The organism is Pseudomonas sp. PH1b (assembly GCF_000633395.1).
GTDB lineage: Bacteria > Pseudomonadota > Gammaproteobacteria > Pseudomonadales > Pseudomonadaceae > Aquipseudomonas.
This window is the reverse complement of sequence record NZ_AYMU01000002.1, coordinates 493247-507089: the sequence shown is the minus strand read 5'-3', so window position 1 is coordinate 507089 and position 13843 is coordinate 493247. Positions and strand designations below refer to the sequence as shown.

Below are 13843 nucleotides of genomic sequence, written 5' to 3'. Positions count from 1 at the left end.
TATGGTCGCCCCAGTCAGAGTTTCGCGGCGTGGCGCTGATGACGCTCCATGTAGCGCTCAACGTAGGAGCAGGACGGAATCACTGTGTAGCCCATGCGTTCGGCGTACTCCAGTGCCTGCTCGGTCAGTGCCGCGGCAATTCCACGCCCACGCAAAGCGTTGGGCACGAAGGTGCGGTAGATATCCAGGGTCTGCTTACCCAGGTCCATATAGGTCAGGTAGGCACGATGACCGTCCACATTGGTCTCGAACTGATGACCAGCCTGGTCATGGTGGATGGACAACGCCTCGCTCATCACTACTCCTTGCGGGTCTGGAATACCGACCCCTACCTTACCGATGTTTTTCCGGCGAAGGAACAACTTACGCCACCTCGTGCCTGTCTGACGCCAAGCAACTGCTTTCGCTCTTGCACCATGAGCACGTTACAAAATAGTAGGCGCCATTGGCATAAATGCTCAAGCTACGCTCGTCACAGATCAGCAGCTATGCCCCCCGCATCGCTTGAGGAAGCGTCGCCACGATCAAGGCAAGAAGGCCCTGAGGCTATACATCGCCGGATGCTGAAACTTGAGACGAACGCCGCCTTTTAAAGTCACCGCCAAGATGGACAAAGATAGGCTTGGGCCTGCAGAGAATCTGAAGAAAAGTGTCACTGACACAATATAGATCGACTTTAGCCTAGACTCTGAAACAGTGCCTGGAAAAGTCCGAGAGCCATGCTGGCAAACAAACAGCATTCCCCTGGCAGGGCCTTGCCGCTGAATATTTTTTATACAACCTGCTAAAAAGTTGCTCGAAAAAGATTCAACGCCTAGAATTTTTTTTGCTTCTTGCGCTACGTCAGTTTACTTACTACAAGTAATGGGTAGTATGTACGCCGGCTATTTCCTCACTCTGAGGTGATAGCTACTAATAGAAAGTCCTTGAAGGGGAACACGATGAACAACGTTCTGAAATTCTCTGCTCTGGCTCTGGCCGCAGTTCTGGCTACCGGTTGCAGCAGCGTATCCAAAGAAACCGAAGCTCGTCTGACTGCTACTGAAGACGCAGCAGCTCGTGCTCAGGCTCGTGCAGACGAAGCCTATCGTAAAGCTGATGAAGCTCTGGCTGCTGCTCAAAAAGCACAACAGACTGCTGACGAAGCTAACGAGCGCGCTCTGCGTATGCTGGAAAAAGCTAGCCGCAAGTAATAGTCCCTCGGGATTGTTATCAAGCCGCCCCATTTTATGGGTCGGCTTTTTTATTGCCCGGTGTTTTCCACCGACAATAAAAAACCCGCGGATGCCAAGCGGTATCCGCGGGTTCAGTTGCAGCGCTTACTGCTGCAGATCGAAAGGTGTGCTGGACAGTGAGGTCGCAGGCGTTGCCGTCGGCACGGCAATCTCGACCGGCAAGCCGTCTTCGGCCGCCACTACATCACGCACCACATCCCAGTTCATGCGCAGGTTGTTGGCCAGATCTTCCCGTTTGAGCAAGGCATTGATCACCGCTGTGTGTTTGTCGACCACCGAAGGATTGCCCTTGTCATCCAACGGCGTATGAGCCTCCAGATAGACTTTGCCGCCACTGACGCCGAACTTGTACGGGTCATTGATGATGCGCACAGAAGTCCCTACCGGAACCATGCCCGCCATTTCCAGCACGTTGTTGTTCAACATGCGGAAACAACCATGGCTGGTGCGCATGCCAATGCCGAACTTCTTGTTCGAGCCGTGAATCAGATAACCCGGTGTGCCCAGGGTGAACTTGAAGGGCCCCAACGGGTTATCCGGCCCTGCAGGGACGACGTTCGGCAGCGGATCGCCATCAGCCGCGTGCTCGGCCTTGATCGACGCCGGAGGTGTCCAGGTCGGGTTAGGCGTTTTTGCGGTGATGCTGGTATGGGCGATCGGTGATCCCCAGCCTTCACGGCCAATACCCAGCGGGAAGGTGTAGACCACGTTCCGGCCCTTGGGGAAATAGTACAGGCGATACTCCGCGAGGTTGATCACGATGCCTTCGCGAGGCCCCGGAGGGAGGATGAAGCGCGTGGGCAGGACCACCTCGGTGCCCGCTCCGGGCAACCAGGGGTCGACACCCGGGTTGGCTGCCACCATCTCCAGGTAACCCAGGTCATAGGCGGTGCCCAGGTCGGCGAAGGTGTCCTCATACTTGGCCTTGATCACCTGCACCTGGCCAACGATGTCTTCACCAGGCGGCGGTAGAGGCAGTTCCAACGCAGCAACGGGACCGGCCACACACAATGCGGCAAGTGTCAGGCAGCGGGTGACGACGGGGAGACGCGGCAACATCCGGATAATCCTTCGCATGAACAACGAATGAAAGAAGCACGATTGTACACCCCGCCCCCTGGCTACGGGAGCCAGGCAAGGGAGACAAGCGCAGACATGTGAAATCCCTGTCGAAACGGTCCGCTATCAACCGTCTACAGCTCGAAACGCAACTCAGGCCAGATCGGCGGAGTACCACGTTTTTGCGACTCCAGAATCGCCCGGCACAACGGGCAGAGTCGCTGGTCCTGGAAAATCGTTCGATCCACACTCGACCAGCGCGGCTGTGCGGGCAGCAAGGTGCCGCACAAGGTCCGGTCGGCGGAGCCCCCCAACTCCAGCTGACGCGTCACCAGATGCACCTTAACTTCCTGGCAGGCGAACAGGTCAAGCTGTTCATCAGGCTCGATCAGTTGATAGGCAAACAGGGACCAGGCGGGACGCGGCATCGGGGGCTCCAAATCGGGGGCGCCACATTAGCCGAAACACTGCCACGAGAAAAGCGTCAAAGCAGCGGTTTTAGCGTCGGCCAGACATTTTCCAGCAACTTGCCCTGAGCCGCCGCTGCGGGGTGCAGACCGTCGGCCTGCATCAGCTCCGGATGGCCACCGATCCCATCAAGAAAAAACGGCACCAGGGCCACCTGCTTGTCACTGGCCAACTGGCCATAGACCTGGGCAAAAGCCTTGGTATAGCGCACCCCATAGTTGGGTGGCAATTGCATGCCCAGCAACAGGACCTTGGCACCACCGGCCTGGGCGCTGTCGATCATCGACGCAAGATTTTGTTGCAATTGCTGGGGCGGCTGACCACGCAGGCCATCATTACCCCCCAACTCGAGGACCATGACTTCTGGCTGATGCTCTGCAAGCAGCGCCGGCAGCCGCGCCAGGCCTCCGGCACTGGTATCTCCACTGACCGAGGCATTGACCACCTTGTCGGTGAAACCCTGGTCCTTGAGGCGCTTCTCCAGCAGGGCTACCCACCCCTGGCGGGTATCCAGGCCGAAAGCCGCACTGATACTATCGCCAACGATCAGGATCGTACCCGCCGCTGCGTTCTGGGCCATGCACATCAAGGCCAGGCCGGCACTCAAAAACCATACACGCATCGGATTCTCCATGGGCGCAAGCATTCTCACTGCGCGGAACCTTAGCAAAGTGGTTCCCAGCGCGGAAGGTGAACTGACCATCCTCCATGAACTCAGCCTGGAGCTTAACCAGGGCGACAGCCTGGCCATTGTCGGTGCTTCCGGCTCCGGCAAATCCACATTGCTCGGGCTGCTTGCCGGACTCGACCTGCCCAGCAGCGGCGAAGTCACCCTCGCCGGCCAGGCCTTGAGCCAACTGGATGAAGATCAGCGGGCACGCGTCAGGGCCGAGCACGTGGGATTCGTCTTTCAATCCTTCCAATTGCTCGACAGCCTCAATGCCCTGGAAAACGTCATGCTACCCCTCGAACTGGACGGCCGTCGCGATGCCCGCGAACGTGCCACCGAGCTGCTGCAACGGGTCGGCCTCGGACAGCGCCTGAGCCATTCACCCCGCCAGCTTTCCGGCGGCGAACAGCAACGAGTGGCCATTGCCCGGGCCTTTGCCGCCGAACCCGATGTACTGTTCGCCGACGAACCCACCGGCAACCTCGACAGCCATACCGGTGAACGCATCAGCGACCTGCTGTTCGAACTCAACAAGGAACGCGGCGCCACTCTGGTGCTGGTGACCCATGATGAACGCCTGGCCCATCGCTGCCGGCGCCTGATCCGTCTTGAAGCGGGCCTGCTGGTCGCCCCTCTGGAGCCTTGATGGCACGCTTGCCGCTGCTGCGCCTGTTCAGCCTCGCCCTGCGTCAACTGCTGCGCGATGCCCGCGCCGGAGAGCTGCGGGTACTGTTCTTTGCCCTCCTGGTAGCCGTCGCGGCGAGCACCGCCATCGGCTACTTCGGCGCACGCCTGAACGGCGCCATGCTGCTGCGCGCCACCGAGTTCCTCGGTGCCGACCTGCTCCTGGAAGGCAGCTCGCCAGCACGCCCGGAGCAACTCGGCAGCGGGCAGAAGCTGGGGCTTGAGCATGCACGCATCGTCGAGTTCTCCAGCGTCATCGCCACCGACAATGGCATCCAGCTCTCGAGCATCAAGGCGGTCGACGCGGCGTACCCGCTGCGCGGGCAACTCAAGAGCGCCGCCGAACCCTATGGCACTGAAGAACCCGGGGGCGGGCCCAAACCTGGAGAGGCCTGGGTCGAGCCACGCCTGCTGAGCGCCCTGGACCTGAAGATCGGCGACAGCATCGACGTTGGCATGAAGACCCTGCGCCTGGCCAGGGTGCTGACCTACGAGCCTGATCGGGCCGGTAACTTCTACAGCCTGACGCCCCGGGTACTGATCAACCTGGATGACCTGCAAGCCACGGGCGTGGTCCAGCCTGGCAGCCGGGTCAGCTACAAGGAGCTCTGGCGCGGCCCCGCCGCCTCGCTTGAGGCCTATCGTCAACAGATCAAGCCAGACCTGGCGGCCAACCAGCGCCTGCAGGATGCCCGGGATGGCAACCAACAGATCGGCGGCGCCCTGGGCAAGGCCGAACGCTACCTGAACATGGCCAGCCTGGTAGCCGTGCTGCTGTCGGGAGTCGCCGTAGCCCTCTCGGCCAACCGTTTTGCCGCCCGGCGTTTCGATGCCAGCGCCCTGCTGCGCTGCCTGGGCCTGTCGCGCCGAGAAGCCCTGCTGCTGTTCAGCGTGCAATTGGCGGCGCTTGGGCTGCTTGCCAGCCTGAGCGGAGCACTGCTGGGCTGGCTGGCCCAGCTTGGCCTGTTTTATCTGCTGCACGACCTGCTGCCCAGCGACGTGCCGCCCGGAGGCCTGTTGCCCGCTATTGCCGGCATCGGCACAGGCCTGGTTGCCCTGGCCGGGTTTGGCTTGCCGCCCCTTGCCGCCCTGGGACGGGTGCCGCCGTTGCGGGTGCTGCGTCGCGACCTGCTACCGATGCCTTCCAGCACCTGGATGATCTATGGTGCCGCACTGCTGGCCCTGGGCCTGATCATGTGGCGCCTGAGCCTGGACCTGGTACTGACCTTCGCCCTGCTCGGCGGCGGCCTGGTAGCGGCGCTGGCCTTGGGCGGTTTGTTACTGCTGGTGCTGCAAAGCCTGCGCCGCCTGCTGGCTCGCTCTTCGCTGCCCTGGCGCCTGGGCCTGGGCCAGTTGCTGCGCCATCCCCTGGCAGCGGCCGGACAATCCCTGGCATTCGGCCTGATACTACTGTCCATGGCGCTGATTGCCTTGCTGCGGGGCGAGCTACTGGACACCTGGCAGAATCAATTGCCGAAAAATGCCCCCAACTACTTCGCACTGAACATTCTGCCGGCCGATAAACAGGCCTTCACTGAACGCCTGGTGCAACTCTCTGCACCTTCTGCGCCCTTGTACCCTGTGGTTCCCGGACGCCTAGTCAGCATCAACGGCGAACCTGTGAGGGAAATTGTCAGCAAGGACTCCAGCGGTGATCGCGCAGTACAGCGTGATTTGAGCCTGACTTGGGCCGCCGACTTGCCCACCGGCAACCGCATCACCGAAGGCCATTGGTGGTCGCCCCCCACTGACGACCCTCTGCCTGGCGTCTCGGTGGAATCCAAAGTGGCGCAAAGCCTGAAGCTGAAGCTGGGGGACCACTTGACCTTCACGGTTGCCGGCGTCAATCGGGAAGCCCGAGTCACCAGCCTGCGCAGCATCAACTGGGACAACTTCCAGCCAAACTTCTTCATGATCTTCCAACCAGGCACCTTGAAGGACCTGCCTGCGACCTACCTGACCAGCTTCTACCTGAGCCCGGGGCACGACCAGCAGATCGTGGAACTGTCCAGGGCCTTTCCAGCGGTGACCATCCTGCAGGTCGAGGCCCTGCTGGAACAGCTGCGCAGCATCCTCGCCCAGGTCACCCTGGCGGTGGAATATGTATTGCTGTTTGTTCTGGCGGCGGGAATGGCGGTGCTGTTTTCCGGCTTGCAAGCCACTCTGGACGAGCGCATCCGCCAAGGTGCACTGCTGCGCGCCTTGGGTGCGGAACGGAAGTTGCTGGTCAAGGCACGCAGGATCGAGTTCGGTTTGCTGGGTGCGGTCAGCGGGTTGCTGGCGGCAGTAGGTTGCGAACTGATCAGCCTGGTGCTCTATCAATTCGCCTTCGACCTGCCCTGGCACCCGCACCCGGGGCTGTTGCTACTGCCGCTGATCGGCGCACTGCTGGTGGGCGGGGCCGGAGTGTTCGGCACTCGTCGGGCGCTGAACGCCAGCCCGTTGAGCGTACTGCGCGAAGGCTGAAGACGGCAGGCGCGCGCCCTTCGCTGGCGAGCCTATTTCACATAGTCGATCTGGTTGACCCACCAGCACATCTCGCCGGCCGGAGTGTGGACCACCGCCTCGTCGCCCACTTCCTTCTTCAACAACGCCCTGGCCATGGGTGAGTCGATGGAGATGTAATCCTTGCGCTGGTAGATCTCGTCATAACCGACGATACGAAAGCGCTTGATTTCAGCGGCCTCGTTCTCGACCTCGACCCAGGCGCCAAAGAACACCCGGCCCTCCTGTTCCGGTGCGTAGGACACCACTTTCATGTCTTCAAGGCGCTTGCGTATGTAACGCACTCGACGGTCGATCTCCCGCAGGAGCTTCTTGTTGTACTGATATTAGGGCCCCAGACCAAAACATACTATTCACAGGGCTTAGTGAATCACCCCGGGTTTCGTAGACACCTCTTTGCCTTTGAGGTCGGAAAATGTCTATTGGAATGGGGGTAGAACCCGTTCTCACGACAGCTGCGGATTCCACGACCATCCGGCCACCCCTAAGGCAGGCAGCGACGCAGGAAAATATCACTACCATCGGCCTCTTTTTTCGAAGCGAAGAGGTCGTCGTGGAGCGGTTATCCATGCGTAAAATCAGGGAAATGTTACGTCTCAAGTTTGAGGTCGGCCTGTCCGCACGCCAGATCGCTGTCAGCCTGCAAGTATGGCGAGCAACCATCGGCGATTACCTCAATCGCTTTGCTGCTAGCGGGCTGATCTGGCCCTGTACTTCTACCGACGCCGAGCTGCAACGGTGCCTCTTCCCGCCGCCGGCTGTTCCCAGCGAGCAGCGCCCACAACCTGACTGGGCATGGGCTCACACCGAGCTACGCCGTCCCGGCGTGACCCTGGCCTTGCTCTGGCAAGAGTACCGACTCGCTCACTCACAGGGCTTTCAATACAGCTGGTTCTGCGAGCACTACCACCTCTGGGCCGCCAAGGTCGATGTGGCCATGCGCCAGGAGCATCGCGCAGGCGAAAAGCTCTTCGTCGATTACGCCGGCCAGACCGCGCCCGTCATCGACCGGCAGACCGGGGAAATCTGCCAAGCGCAGATTTTCGTCGCCGTCCTCGGCGCCTCCAGCTACACCTTCGCCGAGGCCACCTGGTCGCAGACATTGCCCGACTGGCTGGGCTCACACGCCCGCTGCCTTGCTTTTTTCGGCGGTGCCCCACAGCTCCTGGTGCCCGACAATTTGCGCAGCGGCGTCACCAAGGCGCATCGCTACGAGCCCGACATCAACCCCAGCTACCGCGACCTGGCCGAGCATTACGGCGTTGCCGTCGTACCGGCCCGCGCGCGCAAGCCCAAGGACAAAGCCAAGGTCGAAGTCGGTGTACAAGTGGTCGAGCGCTGGATCCTGGCGGCACTGCGCAACCGCCAGTTCTTCTCGCTGGACGAACTCAACACCGCCATCGCCCTGCTGTTGGATCGGCTCAACCAAAAGCCTTTCAAGAAGCTGCCCGGCTCGCGCCGGTCAGCCTTCGAAAGCATTGACCAACCGGCGCTGCAAGCGCTGCCAGAGCCCCCCTACGTCTACGCCGAGTGGAAGAAAGTACGGGTGCACATCGACTACCACGTCGAAGTCGATGGCCACTTCTACTCGGTGCCATACCAGTTGGTGAAGCATCAACTCGAAGTGCGGCTCACAGCCCAGACCGTCGAGTGCTTCCACGCCAACCAACGCGTGGCCAGCCACCTTCGCTCGCAGCACAAAGGTCACCACACCACGCAAACCGAACACATGCCCAAGAGCCACCGCGAGCACGCCGAGTGGACACCGCAACGGCTGATCCGCTGGACCGAGCAGACCGGGCCGAACACTGCTGGTGTTATCGCCTACATCCTCGAACGCCGCATCCATCCGCAACACGGCTTCCGCGTCTGTCTGGGCATCCTGCGCCTGAGCAAACAGCACGGCGAAGCGCGGCTGGAAGCCGCGTGCCAGCGTGCGTTGGCACTGGGCGCATGCAGCTACAAAAGTCTCGAATCAATCCTGCGCCAAGGGCTGGAGCGCCTGCCGCTGGCCCAGCAAAACCTGCCGTTGCTGCCCGACGAGCACATCAACCTGCGTGGCCCCGGCTACTACCACTGACCAGACGAAGGAACATCGAAATGCTACCGAACCCGACCTTGGACAAGCTGCAAACCCTGCGCCTGCATGGCATGATCAAAGCGCTCAGCGAGCAACATACAACGCCCGACATCAACGACCTGAGCTTCGACGAACGCCTCGGCCTGATGGTCGATCGAGAGTTGACCGAACGTGAGGATGCCCGCCTGACCACGCGCCTCAAGGCGGCCCGACTGCGCCACAACGCCTGCCTGGAAGACATCGATTACCGCAGCCCACGCGGCCTGGACAAGTCCCTGATCCTGCAACTGGGCAGCGGCCAATGGCTGCGCGACGGCCTGAACCTGATCATCGGCGGCCCGACCGGAGTGGGCAAAACCTGGCTCGCCTGTGCCCTGGCCCACAAGGCATGCCGGACGGCTACAGCGTGCGCTACCTGCGCCTGCCGCGCCTGATGGAGGAACTGGGTCTAGCCCACGGCGACGGCCGCTTCGCCAAGCTGATGGCCGGCTATGCCAAGACCGATCTGCTGATCCTGGACGACTGGGGCCTGGCACCGTTTACCGCTGCGCAACGCCGCGACATGCTTGAGCTGCTGGACGACCGTTACGGCAACCGCTCGACGCTGGTGACCAGCCAGATGCCGGTGGACAAATGGCATGCACTGATCGGCGACCCGACCCTGGGCGATGCGATCCTCGACCGGCTGGTGCATAACGCCTATCGGATCGAACTGAAGGGTGAATCGATGCGTAGGCGAGCAACGAAATTGACGGCGGTAGGGGCTTCAGACTAACAATGCAAACCTGCGTCGCTGCGCTCCGACTGCCTGGCCGGATGAGCGTGGAACGGGTGGCCGGATGCCGTGGAATCCGCAACAGCCGCATTCATAGCACTGAAACAGGCTCACTGAGCACCTCCCTGGGCGGGCCATTCAACGAGCGGCGTGTCGTAACCCAGCATAAGTGGGTGCTTGGGTTGGCCGCAGCTAGTTACCCCGAAGTGCATCACTGGCTTGCCGCTACGCACCAGGCTTGCCAGGACCTGCGCTGGCGCACCACGAAGGTCACGCGGCATCTTGGACAAGCTCCCCCAGCACGGCACGAGAACATCTGCGTCGGCGATGATCAGATTCAGGTTCGGCAGCCACTCAGGACCAAATGGGTCGTCTTGAAGGGTCAATGCCTGCGGGTCCGTAGAGCGGTAAGCGAAAATGTTGCCCACGATGAAGCGGTGTCCGCCGTTTCGGATCGTGAAGCCGTGCCACTTCCGCACTGTAGTGTCATCGATCATGGCGTCTGCAGTGCTTGGGTTAAGCCCGAAAAAGGCGAACGTTTTGCTCCCCTCCAGCGGCATGCCGAACTCGCGTTCAAGACGGTAACGGTATCTTCCGCATGGACTGATTATTGCGCTCATCAAGCACCTCAAAAACTAGCGTTGGGGCCCCAGTGTAACGTAACCGTCCGGCCAGTACCCACTCCTGACAGCCTCCAGAATTAGCAAAAATAGTGTCCATCATTTTTTAGTGGACACTATCTTGGATACAGCGCCACCCCGTCGACCCGGTCGCCGCCCCAACTTCCCGCTAGCGTTCAAACGCAAGGTCGTCGAAGCCACCTTTCAGCCTGGCACCTCCGTGTCACTGATCGCTCGCGAGCATGACGTCAATGCCAACCTGGTCTTTCGCTGGCGGCAGCAATATCAGGAAGGGGCGTTTGGCCCGGTTGATCAGAGTGCAACGTTTTTGCCAGTCCAGGTGATCGAAACACCAATGGAGCTGCCGCCAGTCGTTCAACCACAGCCAGCGTGTGATTCCGAGATCGTGATTGAAGTGGGAAAAGCCAAACTGCGTATCACCGGCACACCTGATCCACAAACCCTGCAACTTATCGTGCAGCAGCTCCTGCGATGATTGCCCCTCCTGCTGGAACCCGTATCTGGATCGCCGCCGGTGTCACCGACATGCGCCGTGGCTTCGACGGTTTGGCGGCACTGGTGCAAACACAGCTGGAAGCCGATCCCTTCTCCGGCCAGATCTTTGCCTTTCGCGGACGGCGCGGTGATCGGATCAAATTGCTGTGGTGGGACGGCGACGGGTTGTGCCTGTTCTGCAAACGCTTGGAACAAGGTCACTTCATCTGGCCGCAAGTAACCAATGGCCGCGTGGCGCTGACGGCGGCGCAGTTGTCGATGCTGTTGGAAGGCATTGATTGGCGCAGGCCAATTCGTACAGCACCCGTCCTTGCGGTCTGACTTTACGCGCTGAAAATCCTTAGTAACATTCGGCCATGACTCACATGACCGACTCCTTGCCGAATGATCTTCACGCCTTGAAGGCGCTGGTCTCTGCCCAGCGGGCAGAGATTGAGCGCCTGAAAATGATGATCGCCAAACTGCGTCGCACGCAGTTCGGGCGCAGTTCCGAGCAATTGGATGCGATGATCGATCAACTCCAGTTGAGCCTTGAAGAACTGGAGGTCAGCCAGGCTGAAGCGACAGCAGTCGCTGAGCCAACACCGCGTACCGTTTCCCGTCGTAAGCCATTGCCTGAACATCTGCCTCGCGAAATTCATGTCCATCAGCCCGAACCGCAATGCTCCGGTTGTGGTGGGACGCTTCGCCAGTTGGGGGAGGATGTGTCTGAGGTGCTGGAGTACGTCCCGGCGCGTTTCAAGGTGATTCGCCATGTTCGCCCCAAGCTGGTGTGCCGCTGCTGCGAGCACATTGCTCAAGTACCTGCACCAAGCCGTCCGATAGCTCGGGGCTTGGCTGGGCCTGGGCTGCTGGCCCATGTACTGGTCTCCAAGTTCGTTGACCATCTTCCTCTGTATCGGCAGTCCGAGATCTACGCCCGCGAGGGCGTGGATCTGGAGCGCTCGACCTTGGCCGATTGGGTCGGCCAGAGCAGCCAGTTGCTTAGGCCGTTGATCAACGCCCTCAAAAGCCACGTCATGAGTGGCCATAAAGTCCATACCGACGACACGCCGATTGGTGCACTCGCACCCGGCATCGGTAAAACCAAAACGGCGCGACTGTGGACGTATGTGCGCGACGACCGGCCCGCCGGTTACACGACGCCGGCGGCGGTGTGGTTTGCTTACTCGCCGGATCGCAAAGGGTTGCATCCTCGTACTCACCTCGAAAACTTCAGCGGGATCTTGCAGGCGGACGGCTACGCTGGTTTCGCTCAACTGTATAGCTCGGGCAGTGTTCAGGAAGCGGCATGCTGGGCTCACGCTTGGCGTAAGTTTTACGACGTGTACAAAGACCAATCTTCACCGCTCGCTGCCGATGCAGCTGCAACGAATCGCGGCACTATACGCCATTGAAAGCGAGGTTCTCGGCCAACCGCCTGACCGGCGAAAAGCGGCTCGGCAGAGCCGAGCTAGCCCGCTGCTGGAGCAACTGCACACCTGGCTCAACCAAACGCTGACTCAACTGTCGAAAAAATCGGCCTTGGGCGGCGCGATTCTCTATGCCCTTAATCGGTGGCAGGCTCTGGTGCGCTACTGCGATGATGGGCGGATCGAAATCGACAACAACGCTGCCGAACGAGCGCTGCGCGCCGTTGCCTTGGGCAGAAAAAATTATCTGTTCGTCGGTTCCGATGCCGGTGGAGAGCGTGCTGCTGCGATTTATAGCCTGGTGGGTTCAGCCAAACTCAATGACTTGAACCCACAAGCCTATTTGACTCATGTGCTGGAGCGGATCGCCGACCATCCGATCAATCGGGTGGATGAACTGCTGCCCTGGAACGTTTCTCTTAATCCTATCGAACACTGCGAGGCTGCTTGATCCATGCAAAAAACATCTCATCTGTCCGTAGTAGAAATCGACCGTGTCCTAATACTGCACATCGAATTTAAATGGATAAAACCTTCGATCTGGCGTCGGGTGGCGGTGCCTGAAAACATCACCTTAAGCAAGTTGCATCACGTGATCCAGGCTGTTTTTGGCTGGAGCGACACGCACCTGCACGAGTTTGAAATCGATGGCGAGAGTTATGGTGTGCCGGACCCGGATTGGGGCCCGCCGGTGATTTCGGAGCAGCGCAAAAAGCTGATCAGCGTGTTGTACGGGAAGAAGACGTTTCGTTATGTCTATGACTTCGGCGACAACTGGGAGCTGCGTATTAAAGTCGAGAAAACTTTGCCTGCGATTATTTTCCCGCAAGTGCCATGTTGCATTGAAGGGGCCAATGCACGTCCGCCGGAAGACGTTGGTGGTGCGCCTGGGTATGAAGAGTTTTTGGCGGCGTTGGTGGATCCGAATCACCCTGAGCATGAAGCAATGTCGGAGTGGTATGGGGATGATGGATTTGATCCGACGGCATTTGACTGCGAGTGGGTCAACCAATGGCTGAAGAAGCAGGTGAAGGCCTGATCAACAAGAGGGTGTCGGGCGGACGCTTACAGTGTAACAACACGTAAAACTGAAGCTAATGCCAATATGGTTTAACGCTGCGCTTTGCCTGCACCAACACGAAAAACCGATAACCCAAAAAATACCGCGCAGTTGGTCACGCTATTCGCTCTTTCAAATCTGTGGATGGCGCGCCGGCACTTGCTGACGAATACGGGAGAGATGTGCCGGTGATGCAGGTATTAGCCGTCGCGAGGTGCTCGCGGCGGCTAAAAACACAGAAGTGAGCGGGTGATTTGGTCGTTTTAGATCGACTCCCTGCTTTCAAAAACGGCAGGTTCGGAAGTCGATCAAAAATATCGGATTACTTCAGACCATCCTTAGTCGGCATACATGCACCTTTTTTCGCATGTTATGCCCGAACACAAAATTTCTGACAGTCCCCAATTTTGCAATCCAGCCAAAAACCTTGCCTCGACCAGAGTCCACTACAGTCCCCAAGATCTCTGGACGCTGGTCGGTATCGCTACTACGCCGTAAAGAGAACTGTACTGGGTAGGTAAAACCCGTTGCACTCATAATGATCTTGGCATGCTCCGCGTCGATGGCGAACTTACTTTGCTGCAACTGAATGCCATCTTTGAGAAAACTTGGAGAAGAGTCCCTGATATTGGAGTGGCATCCCGTCAAGACAATGGCCAAGCCCAATGAAACAAGGATACTTTCTTTCATAACTAACGATGCTCGACAAAGATAGACTAAATCCCCTGAAAAAAAGCCTCTGACAAAGAATCCGAATTT

The 13843-nt window shown here is 59.4% G+C and carries 12 protein-coding genes and 4 pseudogenes; 9 read left to right on the top strand and 7 right to left on the bottom strand.

Annotated elements, in window-relative coordinates:
- Positions 1 to 14: 14 nt before the first annotated feature.
- Positions 15 to 296: a GNAT family N-acetyltransferase gene (locus U873_RS0104930; RefSeq protein ID WP_011062548.1), complete on the bottom strand. Its 282-nt coding sequence runs from the start codon at positions 294 to 296 to the stop codon at positions 15 to 17.
- A gap of 645 nt (positions 297 to 941) precedes the next feature.
- Between U873_RS0104930 and oprI the strand changes: the two genes are divergently transcribed.
- Entirely contained in the window at positions 942 to 1193 is a 252-nt protein-coding gene (gene oprI, locus U873_RS35030) for an outer membrane lipoprotei OprI (protein WP_003448337.1), read from the top strand.
- A gap of 126 nt (positions 1194 to 1319) precedes the next feature.
- Here oprI and U873_RS0104920 read toward each other — a convergent pair whose 3' ends face one another.
- From U873_RS0104920 to U873_RS0104910, 3 genes are all read right to left on the bottom strand, one after another.
- Positions 1320 to 2294, bottom strand: coding sequence for a L,D-transpeptidase family protein (locus U873_RS0104920; RefSeq protein WP_025127172.1), 975 nt, complete (start codon positions 2292 to 2294; stop codon positions 1320 to 1322).
- Between the two features lie 134 nt (positions 2295 to 2428).
- Positions 2429 to 2722: a hypothetical protein gene (locus tag U873_RS0104915; RefSeq protein WP_025127171.1), complete on the bottom strand. Its 294-nt coding sequence runs from the start codon at positions 2720 to 2722 to the stop codon at positions 2429 to 2431.
- A 56-nt stretch (positions 2723 to 2778) separates the two neighbouring features.
- Positions 2779 to 3384, bottom strand: a complete 606-nt coding sequence (locus tag U873_RS0104910) for an arylesterase (protein ID WP_025127170.1) — start codon at positions 3382 to 3384, stop codon at positions 2779 to 2781.
- Between the two features lie 10 nt (positions 3385 to 3394).
- Here U873_RS0104910 and U873_RS0104905 point away from each other — a divergent pair, with 10 nt between their 5' ends.
- Complete coding sequence (locus U873_RS0104905) at positions 3395 to 4078, top strand: ABC transporter ATP-binding protein (protein ID WP_025127169.1); 684 nt, start codon at positions 3395 to 3397, stop codon at positions 4076 to 4078.
- On the top strand, positions 4078 to 6582 hold the full coding sequence (locus tag U873_RS0104900; RefSeq protein ID WP_025127168.1) for an ABC transporter permease: 2505 nt from the start codon (positions 4078 to 4080) through the stop codon (positions 6580 to 6582). Before U873_RS0104905 ends, U873_RS0104900 begins: the two co-directional genes overlap by 1 nt.
- A gap of 32 nt (positions 6583 to 6614) precedes the next feature.
- On the opposite strand, the pseudogene U873_RS0104895 reads toward U873_RS0104900, so the two are convergent.
- A pseudogene (locus U873_RS0104895) lies at positions 6615 to 6947 on the bottom strand (GreA/GreB family elongation factor); the annotation flags it as partial.
- 242 nt (positions 6948 to 7189) lie between these two features.
- On the opposite strand from U873_RS0104895, the gene istA reads away from it, so the two are divergent.
- Positions 7190 to 8701 (top strand): IS21 family transposase, encoded by a 1512-nt coding sequence (istA, locus tag U873_RS0104890; protein WP_025127166.1) that lies wholly within the window; start codon positions 7190 to 7192, stop codon positions 8699 to 8701.
- 20 nt (positions 8702 to 8721) lie between these two features.
- Positions 8722 to 9476 (top strand): annotated as a pseudogene (gene istB / locus U873_RS34235) (IS21-like element ISPsy14 family helper ATPase IstB).
- Positions 9477 to 9586: 110 nt separating this feature from the next.
- Here istB and U873_RS0104880 read toward each other — a convergent pair.
- Positions 9587 to 10096, bottom strand: coding sequence for a DUF1643 domain-containing protein (locus tag U873_RS0104880; protein WP_025127165.1), 510 nt, complete (start codon positions 10094 to 10096; stop codon positions 9587 to 9589).
- A gap of 109 nt (positions 10097 to 10205) precedes the next feature.
- On the opposite strand from U873_RS0104880, the gene U873_RS35025 reads away from it, so the two are divergent.
- From U873_RS35025 to U873_RS0104860, 4 genes and pseudogenes are all read left to right on the top strand, one after another.
- Positions 10206 to 10592, top strand: a complete 387-nt coding sequence (locus U873_RS35025) for a transposase (RefSeq protein WP_256244276.1) — start codon at positions 10206 to 10208, stop codon at positions 10590 to 10592.
- Positions 10589 to 10933, top strand: coding sequence for an IS66 family insertion sequence element accessory protein TnpB (gene tnpB / locus U873_RS0104870; RefSeq protein WP_025127163.1), 345 nt, complete (start codon positions 10589 to 10591; stop codon positions 10931 to 10933). Before U873_RS35025 ends, tnpB begins: the two co-directional genes overlap by 4 nt.
- Before the next feature lie 35 nt (positions 10934 to 10968).
- Positions 10969 to 12475: pseudogene (locus U873_RS34230) on the top strand (IS66 family transposase).
- A 3-nt stretch (positions 12476 to 12478) separates the two neighbouring features.
- Complete coding sequence (locus U873_RS0104860; protein WP_025127160.1) at positions 12479 to 13063, top strand: plasmid pRiA4b ORF-3 family protein; 585 nt, start codon at positions 12479 to 12481, stop codon at positions 13061 to 13063.
- 408 nt (positions 13064 to 13471) lie between these two features.
- Here the strand turns inward: U873_RS0104860 and U873_RS35020 are convergent.
- A pseudogene (locus U873_RS35020) lies at positions 13472 to 13774 on the bottom strand (hypothetical protein); the annotation flags it as partial.
- Between the last annotated feature and the right edge of the window lie 69 nt (positions 13775 to 13843).

Excerpts from the sequence above, each read along its gene's own strand:
- U873_RS0104905 (WP_025127169.1), top strand. The coding sequence starts at position 3,395 with ATGGGCGCAAGCATTCTCACTGCGCGGAACCTTAGCAAAGTGGTTCCC.
- U873_RS0104880 (WP_025127165.1), bottom strand. The coding sequence starts at position 10,096 with ATGAGCGCAATAATCAGTCCATGCGGAAGATACCGTTACCGTCTTGAA.
- U873_RS0104900 (WP_025127168.1), top strand. The coding sequence starts at position 4,078 with ATGGCACGCTTGCCGCTGCTGCGCCTGTTCAGCCTCGCCCTGCGTCAA.
- U873_RS0104915 (WP_025127171.1), bottom strand. The coding sequence starts at position 2,722 with ATGCCGCGTCCCGCCTGGTCCCTGTTTGCCTATCAACTGATCGAGCCT.
- istA (WP_025127166.1), top strand. The coding sequence starts at position 7,190 with ATGCGTAAAATCAGGGAAATGTTACGTCTCAAGTTTGAGGTCGGCCTG.
- U873_RS0104920 (WP_025127172.1), bottom strand. The coding sequence starts at position 2,294 with ATGTTGCCGCGTCTCCCCGTCGTCACCCGCTGCCTGACACTTGCCGCA.
- U873_RS0104930 (WP_011062548.1), bottom strand. The coding sequence starts at position 296 with ATGAGCGAGGCGTTGTCCATCCACCATGACCAGGCTGGTCATCAGTTC.
- oprI (WP_003448337.1), top strand. The coding sequence starts at position 942 with ATGAACAACGTTCTGAAATTCTCTGCTCTGGCTCTGGCCGCAGTTCTG.
- U873_RS0104860 (WP_025127160.1), top strand. The coding sequence starts at position 12,479 with ATGCAAAAAACATCTCATCTGTCCGTAGTAGAAATCGACCGTGTCCTA.
- U873_RS0104910 (WP_025127170.1), bottom strand. The coding sequence starts at position 3,384 with ATGCGTGTATGGTTTTTGAGTGCCGGCCTGGCCTTGATGTGCATGGCC.
- tnpB (WP_025127163.1), top strand. The coding sequence starts at position 10,589 with ATGATTGCCCCTCCTGCTGGAACCCGTATCTGGATCGCCGCCGGTGTC.